Below are 15,200 nucleotides of genomic sequence, written 5' to 3' on the forward strand. Positions count from 1 at the left end.
AGCGTTCAGTCGATCAGGCCCGCGACGACGTCGACGATCCGCTGCAGCAGCGCTTCGTCGTAAGGCAGCCACGGTACCGCGCGCAGCGGCGAGGGCGGCGGCTCGATCGTCGCATCGACGGGCTCGCCGTCGCGCGTCACGCGCCCGGTCGCGCAATGCACCGACCACGCGCCGACGTGCACATGACGTTCGTCGATTGCCATCCTTCCTTGCGCGATCGCGTCGGCGAACACGAGCGACAGCACGTGCTTGCGATGCCGCGCCATCACACCCAGCGGCAAATCCGACAGCCGGTTCAGGCGCTGCCGGCGTTCCGTTTCCATCTCGCGCTGGCGAACCGGGTCGACCGTGAACGCGGCGGCGGCCGCGCGCGTCGCGTCGTCGTCGAGGGCGAACGCGGACACGCTGACGAGCAGGTCGACCGCGCGCGCCACTTCCGAGAACACGACGCGATCGATCTCGCCGATCGGCAGCGGCACCCAGCGCCGTTTGTCGCGGCGTTCGAAGTGCAGCCGGCGCGACGTGCCGTGAGTTTCCGAGCCGGGATAGAGCCGCGCATCGACGAGGAAGGTTGCACGCACGCCGCCGAACTCGCGGACGAGCCCGTCGTCGTACGCGCGGATCGACCAGCCCTCGCGGCGCGCGACGCCGAGCAGCGACCGGCTCGACAGCACGTGACCTTCGAACATCGCGGAATCGCCGGCTGCGGCGTCGCCGTCGGCCGGCACGTAGTACTCGCGGAATGCCTGCCTGACCGGCTGCCGCAGCGCGCCGCCGACGATCGCGCGCTGCCACGCGAGCCGCTCGTCCGCATCGGCCAGCAACGGGTGCCATAAGCGGATGTCGCTGCCGTCGGCGATGTCGCACGCGCGCCCGGCCGCATCGCGCGGCACGACCTTGCCTTTCGTGATTTCAGGCATGAACGACTGCGTCGTCCCATCGCGGCCGCACGCTTGCCAGATCATCCGCGCCGAGAACGCGGCGCCGGCCGGCGCATCGACGAGCCGCTCGCGCCATTCGGCGTGGCCGAGCGTCATCGGCTGCCAGAAGCCGGCCTCCATGCACGTGGCGAGTATCGCGAGCTGCTTCTTGTCGGGCTTCGCGTCGAGCGTCATGCGCAGCGCGGTATGCGGCCGCTCGCCGAGCACGCGTTCGGCCGGCTTCAGGTTGCGCGCGAGCTTCTTCTGCACGCCGGCGTGACGCACGACGGCCAGCGCGTCGCGCAGCGCGCGCACGCTCTCGGGTGTCGGGATCGTCTCGACCGCGTGGCCGAGCGCGATCGCGAGCGACTGCGACGGCGCCGTCTTCGCGGCCGTCGGCGCGACGCACACGCCCGTCAGCAGCGGCCCGATCAGCGGGCGCAGCCACGCTTCGTCGCGATATGCGGCCACGCGCGCCGCGCGGGCGACGACCTGCGCGTCGTCGGTCGTGAACGCGCGATCCGCAGCGTACGGAACGGCGCCGGCGTGAAGCGCCGCGACCTGCCGTGCGGCCTCGGTCAATGCGTCGCGCGCGAATTCGACATACGCGGCGTCTTCCGCGAGCGTGACGGCCGGATCGCTGAAATCGATCCACAGCCGCTTCGGCGCGAAGTAACCGTCGTGCGTCGCGGCCAGCGCGAGCAGCGCGGCCGGCCCGAGTTCGGGCAGCACGTCGAGTTCGCGTACGCGAAACGGCGAATCGGCCAGCGCTTGCGCATACGCGTCGCGTCGCGCCGAGAAATCGCGACGGCCGGCGAACCAGTCGAGTGCATAGGCGCCATACGCGGATGCCGCGCGCAGGCTGTCTTCCTCCGGTTCGCTCGCGATGCGCGCAAGTTCGGCCTGCAGCGCGGGCGACGGCAGTGCGTCGAGGCAGAGCAGTTCCTCCAGTGCACGCTTCCATGCGCCGGACGGGGTGTCGCGGAACAGCTCGAGCGCGGCATCGGCGTCGACCAGCGGCACGAGACCGAGCGCATCGATCTGCCCGCGCAGCCAGCGCACGAATTCGGCGCGCGGATCGTCGTATGCGTACGCGTGCTGGATGATCTCGCGCTCGGCACGACGCAGCGCCGGCCAGACCGCGCCGAGCGTGTGCGCGTCGAGCGCGGACAGGTCGATCGGCGTACCGGTGAAGCGCGGATAGTCGGCGGTGCCGGTCAGCCGCGCGACGAGCAGGGCGGCGAGTGCGCGTTCAGTCATGCGAGGTCTCCTTGCCAGCGGCGCGCGATGCGCGAATGCTGGCGCGGCGGCGCGCGCGCGCCGATTCGCGTTCGAGCCGTTCGTCGCCCGCATCGGGGAGGTCGACGACGATTCGGACGTCGGGCCCCAGCAGGATATGGAAAGCCTTGCCTCATTGCACGGTGTTCGCGCCGCGTTCGGCCTCGACCATGAGCGATTCGCTGACGCCGAGGCGGCCGGCCGCGGCGTTCTGGCGCGATTTCTGCTGTACTGGTCGCGCGACGCGTATCGCGCCGCCGACGCCGGCTACCTGTTCGATCGTGTGCTGCATGGTCTGGCTCTCACCTTGGAAACCCGGGGGGCGCACAGTATTGCACCCCAATTGGTCCGGTCGCCCGCAGGCCCGTGCGGCGGGGCTCCCGGGGCGGTCGGCCGTACCGCGTCGGCCCACCGGCCGTCCGGCCATTTCATAAGACGTACAGTTTTCCCGCGATGCGCGATTCGGGCCGAACTGTACTCTTGTTCGCGCGTGCGATGTGTGTACTCGCGGCCAACTGTTCTTCTCTTAAGATTCAACCATCAAGTGCACAGTGCCGCAGATCCGGTTGTCCGGACCTCTGCCGGCGCATCTTCAAGAGAGCCAGTGCGATGGAAAAGGCAAAACCGGAGGGAAAGATCAGGAATCACGACGGCCCGGTCGTCGGGCGAAACACGTGCGTGTCGGACGCACACGGCAGGGCGGCGCGGCTGCGCATGCCGGCGGGAGACGCACGATGAAACTCTATGAAAAACTCGCGGACGACATCGAGCGCCTGATCCGCCAGGGCGTGTACCGGCACGGCGACCGGATTCCGTCGGTGCGGCAGGCGAGCCAGCAGCACCGGATCAGCATCACGACCGTGCTGCATGCCTACTTGCTGCTGGAAAGCCGCGGGCTGCTCGAAAGCCGGCCGCAGTCGGGCTATTTCGTGAATCTGCGGCGCGACGACAGTCACGCGCCGGTGCGCGAGCTGCGGCCGTCGAAGCCGATCGCGATCTCGTCGTCGGTCGACGTGAGCCGGCTCGTGCTGTCGACGCTGCGCTCGATCGGCACCGACGACGCGGTGCCGCTCGGTTCGCCGTATCCGGACCCGAGCCTGTTCCCCTTCGAGAAGCTGAACCGCTACGCGTATGCGGCCGGTCGCGACAAGTCGCTGTGGGGTGTGACCGACGGATTGCCGCCGGGCCATCCGCGGCTGATCCGGCAAATTGCACGCCGCTACCTGGAAAACGGGATGTCGGTGGACCCGAACGAGATCATCGTGACGGTCGGTGCGACGGAGGCGATCAACCTGTGTTTGCAGGCGGTGGCGAAGCCGGGCGATACGATCGCGGTGGAATCGCCGACGTTCTACGCGATGCTGCATGCGATCGAGCGGATGGGGATGAAGGCGATCGAAGTGGCCACGCATCCGGAATACGGAATCGACATAGCGGCGCTGGCCGCGATCGCGAAATCGCAGCCGATCGCCGCATGCATGGTGATGCCGAACTTCCAGAACCCGCTCGGCTTCCAGATGCCGGATGAGCGCAAGCGCGAACTGGTTGAGTTTGCAACAAGGGCCGGGATGCCGATAATCGAGAACGGCGTGTACAACGAACTGTATTTCGGCGACACGCATCCGAGTTCGCTGAAGTCCTACGACCGGACCGGGATCGTGCTGCATTGTTCGTCGTTCTCGAAGAGCCTGACGGCCGCATACCGGATCGGGTGGGCGTTGCCGGGCCGCTACCGCGATCAGGTCGAGAAACTGAAATTCCTGAATACGCTCGCGACGCCGTCGTTGCCGCAACTCGCGATCGCGGAGTTTCTCGAACGCGACGGCTACGAGCACCACCTGCGGCGCTTGCGCAAGGCGTATGCGCAGCAGGCGAACCTGATGCGCGCGATGGTGTCGCGGTTCTTCCCGGAGGGCACGCGCATTTCGAGCCCGGCGGGCGGCTACGTGCTGTGGGTCGAGTTGCCCGCGCAGGTCGATGCGATGCGGTTGTACCAGCTCGCGCTGGAGCAGGGGATCACGATCGGGCCCGGCTACATGTTCTCGATCACCGACAACTACCGGAACTTCATCCGGCTGAACTACAGCAGCCCATGGTCGCCGGAGATCGAGCAGGCGGTGATCACGGTCGGGAAGCTGGCCGCGGCGTGCATGCGGTGAGCGGGTGCGCTCGGTACGGTGTGCTTCGACGACGAAGCCGGCCTCGTGCCGGCTTCGTTTTTTGACGCTACGAATACGGCTGAATCCTCGATCTTCATTTTTCAACTTCAGGGGGCGGTTCAGCATCGACGCCGACCTTCATTTCCGCAAGGCTGCGACGCAACACGTCCACGTTTTCCGTTCCGTTCAGGACGCTGAACTGGTGCTGCGCCTCATGCCAGAGCGGTGCCGCCTGTTCGAAAAGCTTCGTGCCGTCCGGCGTGAGTTCGACCAGGCGGATACGACCGTCCTCGGCGGACGGCCGTACCCTGACGAAGCCATCGCGCTCCAGGAAGCCGATCATCTTTCCCATGGCCGTGCGCTCGATGTCGAGACGCTCGGCCAGTACATTGACCGACGCGCTTTGCCGCTCGTTCAACGTGGCGAGGATCAGAAACTGCGTGATGCGAAGGCCGGATGGCTGGAGATACGCGTCGTAAAGACGCGAGATCTGACGGGCGGCCTTCCTCACCGTAAAGCAGTTGCATTGATCCACGCCGATGGGTTGGTTTTTCGCCCGCATTTCTCTTCTCCTTGACGTTGGCAAATTGCCGGGTTCGTGCGCATTTCACTCGAAAGCGCCGCGGTACTTCTCGATGAACGCGCGCACCGACAGCGCGGGCGTACCCGTGATCTGCTCGACGACATCGTTGGTACCCTGGAAGACGCCCTCTTGATAATGCTGGGCGACCTCGACGAGATGCTGGACCAGGAACGGAGGGAACTTGTACAGCTGTTCCATCTGTTGCTTGAACACATCGATCGAAGTCGGAGCATATTCGATCTTGACGCCGAGCACCTCGCTGATAATCGCGGCGATCTCCGTATGATTCAATTCCACGGGGCCGTGAAGAGTGTAGGTCTTGCCCCCGTGCCCAGCCGGGTTCGCCAGCAGGTGAGCGATGACCCTGCCCTGGTCGTCCGTGCTGATCGGTGCGTGGCGCCCGTTTCCGAACGGGAACGCGATCTTCTTCGTGGCCCGGATTTCCTTCGCGAAATGCGGATAGACGAGCCAATCCGCGAAGAAGGTCGGGCGCAAGTGAGTCGTTGGTACACCTGACCAGTCGAAAATGCGCTCGGACACCCAGTGGTCCTGCGCCGCATGGCTGGTCGATTCGCGCCGCGCCGAAATCTGCGACATGTTGACGATCGCACCCACGCCGGCTTCCTTTGCCGCCTGCGCGAAATAGGCCGCGGCCCCAAGGATGCCCGGTGCGATCGGGTGCAGGAAGTAGGCGGCACTCGCGCCCTCCATCGCGGCGCGGATCGCATCGATGTCGGTGAAATCCCCGACGGCGATTTCGACACCGCGCGCACGCAGCGCCGCTGCGCGTTCGTCGTCCGAGCGCACATACGCACGGACGCGCTTGCCCATCTGCAGCAGTTCGTCGATGGCTGCACCACCGGTGCGGCCGGTTGCGCCGCTGACGAGAATGGATGTTTCGTTCATGGCAGTAATTCTCCGTGAAATAAAGAGCATATGCTCCTATCAGTCAATATAGGAGCATATGCTCTCATGTGCAAGTTTTTTATGCGGGCGGCTCGGGTATCGCACCAGGTGAAACGTGCTTGCGGCCGCCGAACCAGGGTGAGGGCGCCGCTTAAACGCTGCCATGCGCGAACGACGGCCGGTCGCGCATCGATTTTTGCGTACCAGGCGTGAAGCAGGGGGAGCGCGGACCAATCGAGCGCCTGCCTCACGGCAAAGGCGCTCGTATGGGCGGCGAAGTATGCGGTGTCCGTCAAGAAGCGTTCGGCGCGAACGCGCGCGTCGATGGCGCGACCGGCAAGCAATCGGGCGCCGGGTCGTCGCCTTTCACTTCACGCCGCGCGCCTCGGCGGTAACGGGGCCGCCGATCGGCGCGATGAATCGCGCGGCCTACAGGCAACGGACCATTGCGAGGGCGGACCTTCATGCCTCTCCGCGAAGTGACATCCCCGGTTGTTCGATGAATTGTCGAATGGCCGTTGCGATCGCAACCGGATCTTCGAGGGGAGACAGATGGCCTGTACCGGGGAGCACCATCATTCGGGCTGCCGGGATTCGCGGCAGCAATTCGTTCTGCAGCGTCTCCGGCCGATCGACCTGATCGAGTTCCCCGGCGATGACGAGCACGGGTACGTCGATGGACGCGACGTCGGCGGTAATGTCTTCGACCATGCCGCCGAGCGGCCATGCGCGCTTCGCCTGCGGTGCGCCGCGCAGGCTGTCGGCGATAACCTGTTCGCGAAGTTCCGGTGTCAGTTTTTTCGCGGTGAGGACGTTGTCGAGCGCCCAGCCGATCGACTCCCGGGTGTCATAGACTCGGGCCATCTCGGCCCGCTGCTCGCTGGAAAAGTGCATCGGTGACGGCGGCGACGGCGCGACGAGGACGAGGCCCTCGAGTCCCGGCGGCCGGCGCGACGCGAGCAGCTGCGCGACCTTTCCGCTCATCGAGTGTCCGACGATCACGTAGCGTTCGAGCTTCAGGGCTTCAACGACGTCCTGTACGTCGTTCGCGAGATCGCCGATCGCATAACCCTGCTCGGGCGCGTCCGAGTTGCCCCAGCCGCGGTGGTCCATGCCGACCGTTCGATACCGCCCGCCCAGGCCGTGGATCACGCCGTTCCAGGTTCGGCTCGACCCGCCGTAGTAATGCAGAAACAAAAGCGTCGGTTCACCGCTTCCGCGCGCCTCTGTGTAAATTCGTGTTCCTCGTGTCGTGACATGCATTTCGGTTCTCCAGGTATGCAGATCGCTTTCGATGGCTGACGGTTGCCATACGCATCGCCGGTGCGGGAAACCAGTGGACGGTGGTCGCCGCGAGGGCGGGGTGGCGATATGCCGCGTCAGCTTTCGAACGGCGCATCATGAATCAGATCGCACACGTCCGGAATGTCGAAACCGTGTACGTGACGCCGGCCGATATCAGCAATTCCGGTGCCGACGGTCGTATGCGGCTTTTTTCTGGCGACTTCAGCCAGCGCTTCGGTAAACGCTGCTTTAAATCCGACTCGGGGATAAAGCGCGAGCGTGTCGTCGATCAGCGATGGCGTGACTTCGTCGAGAAACAGTCCGAAGACGTCGAGGTGGGCGCCCATATAAACGAGCGCGATTTCCGGCTGCTTGCGATCGGCGAGGCCGCCGGCGGAGTGAAGCGCGATCGCATCCCACACGAGTTCCGTTTTCGCTTTCGGGTAGTCGTGAGCAAGCAGGATGCGGCTGGCCGCATCGGCACCGCCCACTTCGAAGCGCTGGTCGGCGGCAAATTCGTCCGTGAGACCAAGGTCGTGAAGCAGCGACGCGAGATACACCACTTCCCGGTCGTACTTCAAGCCCCGCTTCCTGCCCAGGAATTCGGCGAACCACCAGGTCCGGTGCACGTGATGCATCATGGCCGGGGAGTGGACCTGTTCGACGAGGGAAGCGGCCTGGCCGGCCATCTTCGAATCCGGCGCACTGACTCCGCCGATAACCACGGGTTCAAGCACGGTATATCTCCAGGAAATGCAACGTAGCAGAGCTGCCCAGTCTAGGCGGCGCGCCGATGGCACAGATGACAGATCCAGGACGATTTCTGCCACAATTGCTGGCCCGAACGCCCCGACACGTGGACCGCTCATGAGAAAACCGACGAAACCGGTCGCCCCGCCTGCAGACGCGGAACAGAAGCGGGTTGTCATATTGGGTTTGCCGCCGGTGGACGCGCTCGACGTGATCGGCCCGGCGGAAGTATTCGCGTGGGCGAATCAGCTTCACGGTGGTGGCACTGCACCGTACGTGCTCGAACTGATCTGCTCGGCTGCCGATCACTACCTGGACAGCGAAACGGGCATCGGGCTCAGAGGACATGGCACGCTCGAGCAAGAGCGTCGCGATAACAAACCCATCGACACCTTGCTCGTGACGACGGGCTCCAGGACGTTCGAACAGGTTGATCGGGCAGCGGTAGCGTGGCTTCGAACGCGCGCGCCGACAGTGCGTCGCGTGTGTTCCATCTGTGTCGGCGCGTTTGCACTCGCGGCCGCCGGCCTGCTGGACGGACGCCGCGCGACGACGCATTGGGGCGTCGCCCGGCGCCTGGCGGAGCGCTATCCGAAGGTGCAGGTGGATCCGGCGCCCATCTGGATAAAAGACGGCAACGTCTATACGTCGGCCGGCATCTCGTCGGGAATCGACCTCGCGCTCTCGCTGGTCGGCGAAGATCTGGGAAACGACTTTGCGCTGGAAATCGCGAAGAATCTGGTGCTGTTCCTGCGCCGCCCCGGCGGGCAGGCACAGTTCAGCTTCGCGCTTCAGTCGCAGCGCGCGCACGATTCGAGTCTGAACGCGTTATGCCTTTGGATCGGCGAGCATCTGCACATGGACCTCACGGTCGAGATAATGGCCGCCCGGGCTTCGACCAGCGTCAGAACGTTGATGCGGATGTTTCAGCGGGAATTGCAGACGACGCCCGCGAAATATGTCGAAAACGTTCGGCTGGAGGCGGTTTGCCGTTCCCTTGCGCTGGGCGGGAAATCGATGCACGACATCTGTCGCCTGAACGGGTACCGTAGCGTCGACGTGTTGAGGAAGGCGTTTACACGCCGCTTCGCGATGAGCCCGACGGAATACGCGCGCCGCTTCGGCGAGCGCGCGACACCGAAGCAGCGCGTTTGACGCGCGTCTTACCCGCCCGTCACCGGCGGAAAGAACGCAACCTCGCTATCCTCCCGCACGACGAATTCCCCGGTCACCATCTCGAGGTTCACGGCCGCCCGCACGGGGCGATCCATCCGCAGCGCGTCCGCGCTGCGGGCGTCGCGTGCGGCCAGCGTGCCGCGCAGCGCGTCGACGGTGAGCTCGCGCGCATCGATTTCGACGGTTTCCTCATCGAGCGCCAGTTGTTCGCGAATGCTCGCGAAATATTTGATCGTCAGTTTCATTGCGATGTCTTGAATGGAATCGGCAGAATCGGAAAACGCGAAGCGAACGGGCTCAGCCCCAGCGCCGCATCGCCTGATCGTCGTGCGCCTTCGCCTCGACCCAGCCGGATTCGCCGTCGTGCCTGATCTCCTTCTTCCAGAACGGCGCATGGGTCTTCAGGAAATCCATCAGGAATTCGCACGCATCGAACGCGGACGCGCGATGTGCGGCGGCCACCACGACCAGCACGACGGGCTGGCCGAGCGGAATGCGGCCGACACGGTGCACGATCCTGACGGCTTCGAGCCGCCAGCGCGCAGTCGCCTCCTCGACGATGCTCCACAGCGCCTGTTCGGTCATCGTCGGGTAGTGCTCGACTTCCAGTGCGACGACGTCGTCGACGTCGCCTTCCTTGCGCACGACGCCGAGAAAATTCACGACCGCACAGACATTCGGATTCCTAACGATAGGCGCAAGCTCCGCGCCCGCATCGATCGGCGCATGCTGCACGCGCACTTCGAAGCCGGCGGCAATCGCGGGCGCCGATTCGGGGTGCGGGTCGGTCGCGTCGACGGGCGGCGGGGGACTGCCGGCACGCAGCGGATCGTCGGGCAGCCCGGCGCGGGATTCGGTGAAGGTCGTCATGACAGGTTCTCCAGTGGGCGGCGCATTCTGTGTCGCGCGGCGGCCCGTCAGCCGCCGACGAGCGACATGCGCACGGTCGGATAGGTCTTGCCCGATGCGCGGGCCGGCCGCGCGGCCCGGCGCTCGGAATAGCGGTCGTCGCGCTGCATCCAGCGTTCGCGCACGGCGGCGGCGAGGTCGCCGGTCGAGGCCGCGTCGTCGAGCCACGGCCGCAGGTCGGTGCCTTGGGTCGCGAACAGGCACGTATAAAGCTGGCCGTCGGCCGACACGCGGGCGCGCGAGCAGGTGCCGCAAAACGGATGCGACACGCTCGCGATGAAGCCGACTTCGCCCGCGCCGTCGATGTGTGCGCAACGGATCGCGGTCGCGTCGTGCCCCGGTTCGCCGACGAGCACGAGCGGGTAGTGTGCGTCGATCAGCTCGCGCATCCGCGCGGCCGGCACGACCTTGTCGCCGGACCAGAAGCTGGCGCCGCCGACGTCCATGTATTCGATGAAACGCACGGCCACGCCCGTATGCCGGAAGTGCCGCACGAGCGGCAGGATCTGGTCGTCGTTCACGCCGCGCTCGATCACTGCGTTGACCTTGACCGGCGCGAGCCCGGCCGCATGCGCGGCCTCGATGCCGGCGAGCACGCGCGACACCGGCACGTCGGCGTCGCTCATCCGGAGGAACACCGCGTCGTCGAGCGCGTCGAGGCTCACGGTCACGCGCGACAGCCCCGCATCGCGCAACGAGCGTGCCTTCGCGGCGAGCAGCGAACCGTTGGTCGTCAGCGCGATTTCGACGGGCTTGCCGTCGACGGTCGTCAGTGCGGCAAGGCGTTCGATCAGCGCTTCGAGATGGCGGCGCAGCAGCGGCTCGCCGCCCGTGATGCGGATTTTCTCGACGCCGAGGGACGTAAAGGCACGCGCGATCCTTTCCAGTTGCGCGAACGACAATCGTTCGGACGACGGCATGAACGCGTAGTCCGCGCCGAAACTTTCGCGCGGCATGCAGTAGCCGCAGCGGAAATTGCACTGGTCGATGACGGACAGGCGCAGGTCGCGCAGCGGACGGCCGAGCGTGTCGGACGGGCGGGAGAAAGCGCCGGGCGATGCGCCGCCGGATGAAGCGGCGACGGCCGGCGCGGCGGAAACGATGGCATTCACGATCGGGTCGTCGGCCTGCATGAAGTAAGCGGAGGGGCGTCGCCGCTCGGCCATGCGGGTGCCGACGTGTCGGCGCACAGGTCGTGACGAGCCTCATCGTGAGCATAGTCCCGCAGGTTTTGCCGGCAGAGACACAATCGCGCCCGAATTGCAGGAATACAGTTCGCCGCGCGGAATGCGCGACGAATGCGGGGAATGCGCCGCATCGGGCGGCTATTCGGCGTCATGCTCATGCGAGCCAGCGCGCGAATTCGTAGTACGGTACCGCGTCGCCGCGCGCGATGCGCCGCCCGGCCGGCAGCCGCGCGAGCCCGCTTGCCTGCACCAGCGACTGCAGCGTGCCGGCGCCTTGCTGACGCAGCGTATCGAGCACCGGCGCGCCGCCTGCGCCCACAGTACAGCACACGCGTACGAAGCGCTCGCGCTGCGCATCCGGCTCGAAGTCGGTGTCGATCGGCAGCGACGGCACGATCGGCAGGCACGCATCGCGCCCCTGCAGGCGGCGGATCAGCGGCGCGACGAACAGCGCGAACGTCGTCATCGCGGCGCCCGGATTGCCGGGCAGCAGCACCACCGGCCGCGCATCGAGCCGCGCGAGCGCGACCGGCTTGCCGGGCTTCATGCGCACGCCGGAGACGACGAACGACGCGTCGAGCGCGGCCAGCGCAGGGCGCAGCAGATCCTTGTCGCCGACCGACGCGCCGCCGACGCAGATCACGAGGTCGCACTGCGCGTGCAGATCGCGCAGTGCCCGATCGACGGCGGCCGTCGTATCGGCCGCGTGCATGCGCATCGCGACGTCGGCACCGGTTCCCGCGACCAGCGCGGCGAGCATCGGCGCATTGCTGTTGTAGATCTGCTGCGGCGCACGCGGCTCGCCGCACGCGACCAGCTCGTCGCCGGTCGTCAGGATGCCGACGCGCAGCGCCGCGCGCACGTCGATCCGCGCGAATCCTTGCGCGGCGGCCACGCCGACGTGCATCGCGCCCATCCGCACGCCGGCCGGCACGAGCCGATCGCCGGCGCGCACTTCCTCGCCGCGGCGGCGGATGTGCGACCCGCTGCGTTGCGACGCGTCGAACGTGACGCCGCCGTCCCGTTCGTGCGCATGCTCCTGCATCACGATGGTGTCGGCGCCGGGCGGAATCAGGCTGCCGGTGAAGATGCGTGCGGCCGTGCGCGGCGCCAGCGGCGCCGGCATGTCGCCGGCATAGCAGCGCTGCGCGACGCGCAGCGGCTCGCCGTGCGCGAGGTCGGCATGCCGCACGGCGTAGCCGTCCATCGCGCTCTGGTCGGCCGGCGGCTGGTCGAGCACCGCGGTCAGCGGCGCGGCGAGCACGCGGCCGGCTGCGTCGGCGACCGGTACGGATGCGGCGGCCTCGAGCGGCGCGAACGCGCCGGCGAATTGTTGCTGCGCGGTATCGAAATCGAACAGGTGTTTCATGACGAGTGGGCCGGGTGCGCCGGTGCGGGCAGTGGGTCGAGGTGAGCGGCGGCGGGCGACACGTATTCGACGAAGCCGTCGTTGCGGCAGAAACCGAGCAGCCGCACGCCGGCTTCGCGGGCGACGTCGATCGCGAGCGACGTCGGCGCCGAGATCGTCGCGATGATCGGGATGCCGACCCGCGCGGCCTTGCGCACCAGCTCGTAGCTCGCGCGGCTCGACAGGAACACGAAACCCGCGCGCGGATCGGCCCGGCGGCGCGCGAGCTGCCCGATCAGCTTGTCGAGCGCGTTGTGGCGGCCGACGTCCTCGAACACGTCGAGCACGGCGCCGTCGCGGTCGCACCACGCGGCTGCATGGATGCCGCCCGTCTCGCGCATCAGCGCCTGTCGGGCCGGCAACGCACGCGCGGCGCGCGCGATCGCGTCGGCGCCGATGCCCGCGGCCGTGCCGGCGGCCGCGATCCGCGGCGGGTGCAGGTCGAGCTGCGCAATGCTTTCGATGCCGCATACGCCGCAGCCCGTGCGGCCGGCCAGCGCGCGGCGGTGCGCCTTCAGCGCCATGAACGCCTGCTGCGACACGGTGAGCCGCACTTCGGCGCTGCCGGGCCGGCATTCGCTTTCGATGTCGAAGACGTCCGACGCGCGCTCGACGATGCCTTCGCTCAGCGCGAAGCCGAGGCCGAACGCGTCGAGGTCGAGCGGCGTCGCCATCATGACCGTGTGCGAGATGCCGTTGAACACGAGTGCAACCGGGGTTTCGTCGACGACGCGATCGACGGTGTCGCATACGTCGCCGGCACGATGGCGGGTCACCTGACACGCGGTGCTGCCGGTCGGATCGTCGGGGCGGGTGCAAAACTCCATACAGGTTTCTCCAGGCGGGCCGGCCGGGCACGGCGCATGCGCCGAACGACGGAAATCGATGCCGCCGGGCGGGTGCCCGACGGGCGCACGACCGCCTCGGGCAGGCGTTGCATGACATGTTAAGTGGAGTGAACAGTGCGCCGGAGGCACAGCGCCGCCACGCGGAAAGCAGTACAGCTGACCGCCCCGCAGGCACGGAATATGTTTTCCGTGCACACATCTTTGGCGGCGCAAGCAGCACAGTTTCAGCGCACGTTCGAGTGATTGCGAGTATCGTTGCAAACGCGATATCGTCATTCACGCTTCGATGCCATGCGAGTGACCGGTTGTGTTCGCATGTGTTGTCGCCAAGCCGTCGCGCGATTTCCTGCTTCGGGCGTACGTCCTCACAATCACGAGCAAATTACGGTCATGGAAATCTTCGATGCGTTCCATCTCGCCCGCTTGCAATTCGCATTCACGGTGTCGTTCCACATCGTGTTCCCCGCGATCAGCATCGGCATGGCGAGCTTCCTGGCGGTGCTGGAATGGCGCTATCTCGTCACCGGCGACGCCGCCTACAAATCCATGTTCCAGTTCTGGTCGAAGATCTTCGCGATCGGCTTCGGGATGGGCGTCGTCTCCGGCGTCGTGATGGCGTACGAGTTCGGCACCAACTGGGCCGGCTTCTCGCGCGTCGCGGGCAACATCACGGGGCCGCTGCTCACGTATGAAGTGCTGACCGCGTTCTTCCTCGAAGCCGGCTTCCTCGGCGTGATGCTGTTCGGCTGGCAGCGCGTGAGCCCCCGCGCGCACTTCTTCGCGACGCTGATGGTCGCGGTCGGCACGCTGATCTCGACGTTCTGGATTCTCGCGTCGAACAGCTTCATGCAGACGCCGCAAGGCTACAAGATCGAGAACGGCCTCGTCGTGCCGGTCGACTGGTTCAAGATCATCTTCAACCCGTCGTTCCCGTATCGTCTCGTGCACATGACGATCGCGGCGTTCATCGTCGCGGGCTTCATCGTCGCCGCGTGCGGCGCGTGGCACCTGCTCAAGGGCCGCCGCGACGAGCCGGTGAAGCGCAGCTTCTCGATGGCGCTGTGGATGTTGCTGGTGCTCGCGCCGATCCAGATCGCAGTCGGCGACGCGCACGGGCTGAACACGCGCGAATACCAGCCGGCGAAGATCGCGGCGATCGAGGGGCTGTGGGAAACCGAGAAGGGCGGCACCGCGCTGAACCTCGTCGGGCTGCCCGACATGCAGGCCGAAACCACGCGCTATGCGATCCAGGTGCCGCACCTCGGCAGCCTGATCCTCACGCACAGCTGGGACGGCGAGATTCGCGGGCTGAAGGAATTCGCGCCGCAGGACCGCCCGTATTCGCCGATCATCTTCTGGACGTTCCGGATCATGGCCGGCCTCGGGATGCTGATGCTGCTCACCGCACTGCTCGGGCTGCTGCTGAGAAAGGGCGGGCGCCTGTACGAGACGCGCTGGTTCCAGTGGTTCGTGGTGGCGATGGGGCCGTCGGGCATCGTCGCGCTGCTGGCCGGCTGGATCACGACCGAGGTCGGCCGCCAGCCGTGGACCGTGTACGGCGTGCTGCGCACCATCGATTCGGTTGCGCCGCTCAGTGCGCAACAGGTCGGCGTATCGCTGCTGATCTTCGTGGTCGTGTACTTCCTGGTATTCGGAACGGGCATCTACTACATGATGAAACTGATGAAGCGCGGGCCGGCTGCCCAGGCCGGCTACATCGAGCTGCACCGGCATCCGGGGCTGCGCAAGAGCGCGCTGTCCACGCCGCTGAACGTCACCGAGGCGGAGTAAC

14 protein-coding genes are annotated in these 15,200 nt (G+C 66.6%); 3 read left to right on the forward strand and 11 right to left on the reverse strand.

All coding sequences use genetic code 11. The features are described from left to right. Positions 1 to 5 precede the first annotated feature (5 nt). A complete protein-coding gene (locus HWX09_RS22375; protein WP_027786085.1) occupies positions 6 to 2,180 on the reverse strand; it encodes a DUF4132 domain-containing protein in 2,175 nt (724 codons plus the stop codon). Between the two features lie 151 nt (positions 2,181 to 2,331). After that, positions 2,332 to 2,490: a hypothetical protein gene (locus HWX09_RS33690; RefSeq protein WP_227789569.1), complete on the reverse strand. Its 159-nt coding sequence runs from the start codon at positions 2,488 to 2,490 to the stop codon at positions 2,332 to 2,334. Between the two features lie 442 nt (positions 2,491 to 2,932). Here HWX09_RS33690 and HWX09_RS22385 point away from each other — a divergent pair, with 442 nt between their 5' ends. Beyond that, positions 2,933 to 4,357, forward strand: coding sequence for a PLP-dependent aminotransferase family protein (locus tag HWX09_RS22385; RefSeq protein ID WP_027786084.1), 1,425 nt, complete (start codon positions 2,933 to 2,935; stop codon positions 4,355 to 4,357). A 94-nt stretch (positions 4,358 to 4,451) separates the two neighbouring features. On the opposite strand, the gene HWX09_RS22390 is transcribed toward HWX09_RS22385, so the two are convergent. From HWX09_RS22390 to HWX09_RS22405, 4 genes are all read right to left on the reverse strand, one after another. Then, entirely contained in the window at positions 4,452 to 4,919 is a 468-nt protein-coding gene (locus tag HWX09_RS22390; protein ID WP_034185505.1) for a MarR family transcriptional regulator, read from the reverse strand. Positions 4,920 to 4,964: 45 nt separating this feature from the next. Further along, positions 4,965 to 5,846, reverse strand: coding sequence for an NmrA family NAD(P)-binding protein (locus tag HWX09_RS22395; protein WP_027786083.1), 882 nt, complete (start codon positions 5,844 to 5,846; stop codon positions 4,965 to 4,967). Positions 5,847 to 6,308: 462 nt separating this feature from the next. Continuing rightward, the gene (locus HWX09_RS22400; protein ID WP_027786082.1) at positions 6,309 to 7,109 is read right to left on the reverse strand and encodes an alpha/beta hydrolase; all 801 of its coding nucleotides are present in this window, start codon (positions 7,107 to 7,109) and stop codon (positions 6,309 to 6,311) included. 116 nt (positions 7,110 to 7,225) lie between these two features. Continuing rightward, a complete protein-coding gene (locus tag HWX09_RS22405) occupies positions 7,226 to 7,867 on the reverse strand; it encodes an HD domain-containing protein (protein ID WP_027786081.1) in 642 nt (213 codons plus the stop codon). A gap of 130 nt (positions 7,868 to 7,997) precedes the next feature. Here HWX09_RS22405 and HWX09_RS22410 point away from each other — a divergent pair, with 130 nt between their 5' ends. After that, positions 7,998 to 9,035, forward strand: coding sequence for a helix-turn-helix domain-containing protein (locus HWX09_RS22410; protein WP_027786080.1), 1,038 nt, complete (start codon positions 7,998 to 8,000; stop codon positions 9,033 to 9,035). An 8-nt stretch (positions 9,036 to 9,043) separates the two neighbouring features. Here the strand turns inward: HWX09_RS22410 and moaD are convergent, their stop codons facing one another. From moaD to fdhD, 5 genes are all read right to left on the reverse strand, one after another. Then, positions 9,044 to 9,301, reverse strand: coding sequence for a molybdopterin converting factor subunit 1 (moaD, locus tag HWX09_RS22415; RefSeq protein ID WP_006498429.1), 258 nt, complete (start codon positions 9,299 to 9,301; stop codon positions 9,044 to 9,046). A 52-nt stretch (positions 9,302 to 9,353) separates the two neighbouring features. Further along, entirely contained in the window at positions 9,354 to 9,926 is a 573-nt protein-coding gene (locus HWX09_RS22420; protein ID WP_027786079.1) for a molybdenum cofactor biosynthesis protein MoaE, read from the reverse strand. A gap of 47 nt (positions 9,927 to 9,973) precedes the next feature. After that, positions 9,974 to 11,098, reverse strand: coding sequence for a GTP 3',8-cyclase MoaA (moaA, locus tag HWX09_RS22425; protein ID WP_027786078.1), 1,125 nt, complete (start codon positions 11,096 to 11,098; stop codon positions 9,974 to 9,976). Between the two features lie 208 nt (positions 11,099 to 11,306). Further along, positions 11,307 to 12,521 carry a gephyrin-like molybdotransferase Glp gene (gene glp / locus HWX09_RS22430; protein ID WP_027786077.1) on the reverse strand — a complete coding sequence of 405 codons (1,215 nt, stop codon included), beginning with the start codon at positions 12,519 to 12,521 and terminating at the stop codon, positions 11,307 to 11,309. Continuing rightward, entirely contained in the window at positions 12,518 to 13,387 is an 870-nt protein-coding gene (fdhD, locus tag HWX09_RS22435; protein ID WP_027786076.1) for a formate dehydrogenase accessory sulfurtransferase FdhD, read from the reverse strand. The genes glp and fdhD overlap by 4 nt, the downstream gene beginning before the upstream one ends. A 411-nt stretch (positions 13,388 to 13,798) precedes the next feature. Between fdhD and HWX09_RS22440 the strand changes: the two genes are divergently transcribed. Then, positions 13,799 to 15,199 (forward strand): cytochrome ubiquinol oxidase subunit I, encoded by a 1,401-nt coding sequence (locus HWX09_RS22440; RefSeq protein ID WP_027786075.1) that lies wholly within the window; start codon positions 13,799 to 13,801, stop codon positions 15,197 to 15,199. Position 15,200 lies beyond the last annotated feature (1 nt).

Origin of the sequence: Burkholderia sp. BCC1208 (assembly GCF_902833095.1) — a bacterium.
Lineage (GTDB): Bacteria > Pseudomonadota > Gammaproteobacteria > Burkholderiales > Burkholderiaceae > Burkholderia.

What these genes read in the sequence shown, in the direction of transcription:
- HWX09_RS22375 (WP_027786085.1), bottom strand. Translation starts at nt 2,180, where the DNA reads ATGACTGAACGCGCACTCGCCGCCCTGCTCGTCGCGCGGCTGACCGGC.
- HWX09_RS33690 (WP_227789569.1), bottom strand. Translation starts at nt 2,490, where the DNA reads ATGCAGCACACGATCGAACAGGTAGCCGGCGTCGGCGGCGCGATACGC.
- HWX09_RS22385 (WP_027786084.1), top strand. Translation starts at nt 2,933, where the DNA reads ATGAAACTCTATGAAAAACTCGCGGACGACATCGAGCGCCTGATCCGC.
- HWX09_RS22390 (WP_034185505.1), bottom strand. Translation starts at nt 4,919, where the DNA reads ATGCGGGCGAAAAACCAACCCATCGGCGTGGATCAATGCAACTGCTTT.
- HWX09_RS22395 (WP_027786083.1), bottom strand. Translation starts at nt 5,846, where the DNA reads ATGAACGAAACATCCATTCTCGTCAGCGGCGCAACCGGCCGCACCGGT.
- HWX09_RS22400 (WP_027786082.1), bottom strand. Translation starts at nt 7,109, where the DNA reads ATGCATGTCACGACACGAGGAACACGAATTTACACAGAGGCGCGCGGA.
- HWX09_RS22410 (WP_027786080.1), top strand. Translation starts at nt 7,998, where the DNA reads ATGAGAAAACCGACGAAACCGGTCGCCCCGCCTGCAGACGCGGAACAG.
- moaD (WP_006498429.1), bottom strand. Translation starts at nt 9,301, where the DNA reads ATGAAACTGACGATCAAATATTTCGCGAGCATTCGCGAACAACTGGCG.
- HWX09_RS22420 (WP_027786079.1), bottom strand. Translation starts at nt 9,926, where the DNA reads ATGACGACCTTCACCGAATCCCGCGCCGGGCTGCCCGACGATCCGCTG.
- moaA (WP_027786078.1), bottom strand. Translation starts at nt 11,098, where the DNA reads ATGCAGGCCGACGACCCGATCGTGAATGCCATCGTTTCCGCCGCGCCG.
- glp (WP_027786077.1), bottom strand. Translation starts at nt 12,521, where the DNA reads ATGAAACACCTGTTCGATTTCGATACCGCGCAGCAACAATTCGCCGGC.
- fdhD (WP_027786076.1), bottom strand. Translation starts at nt 13,387, where the DNA reads ATGGAGTTTTGCACCCGCCCCGACGATCCGACCGGCAGCACCGCGTGT.
- HWX09_RS22440 (WP_027786075.1), top strand. Translation starts at nt 13,799, where the DNA reads ATGGAAATCTTCGATGCGTTCCATCTCGCCCGCTTGCAATTCGCATTC.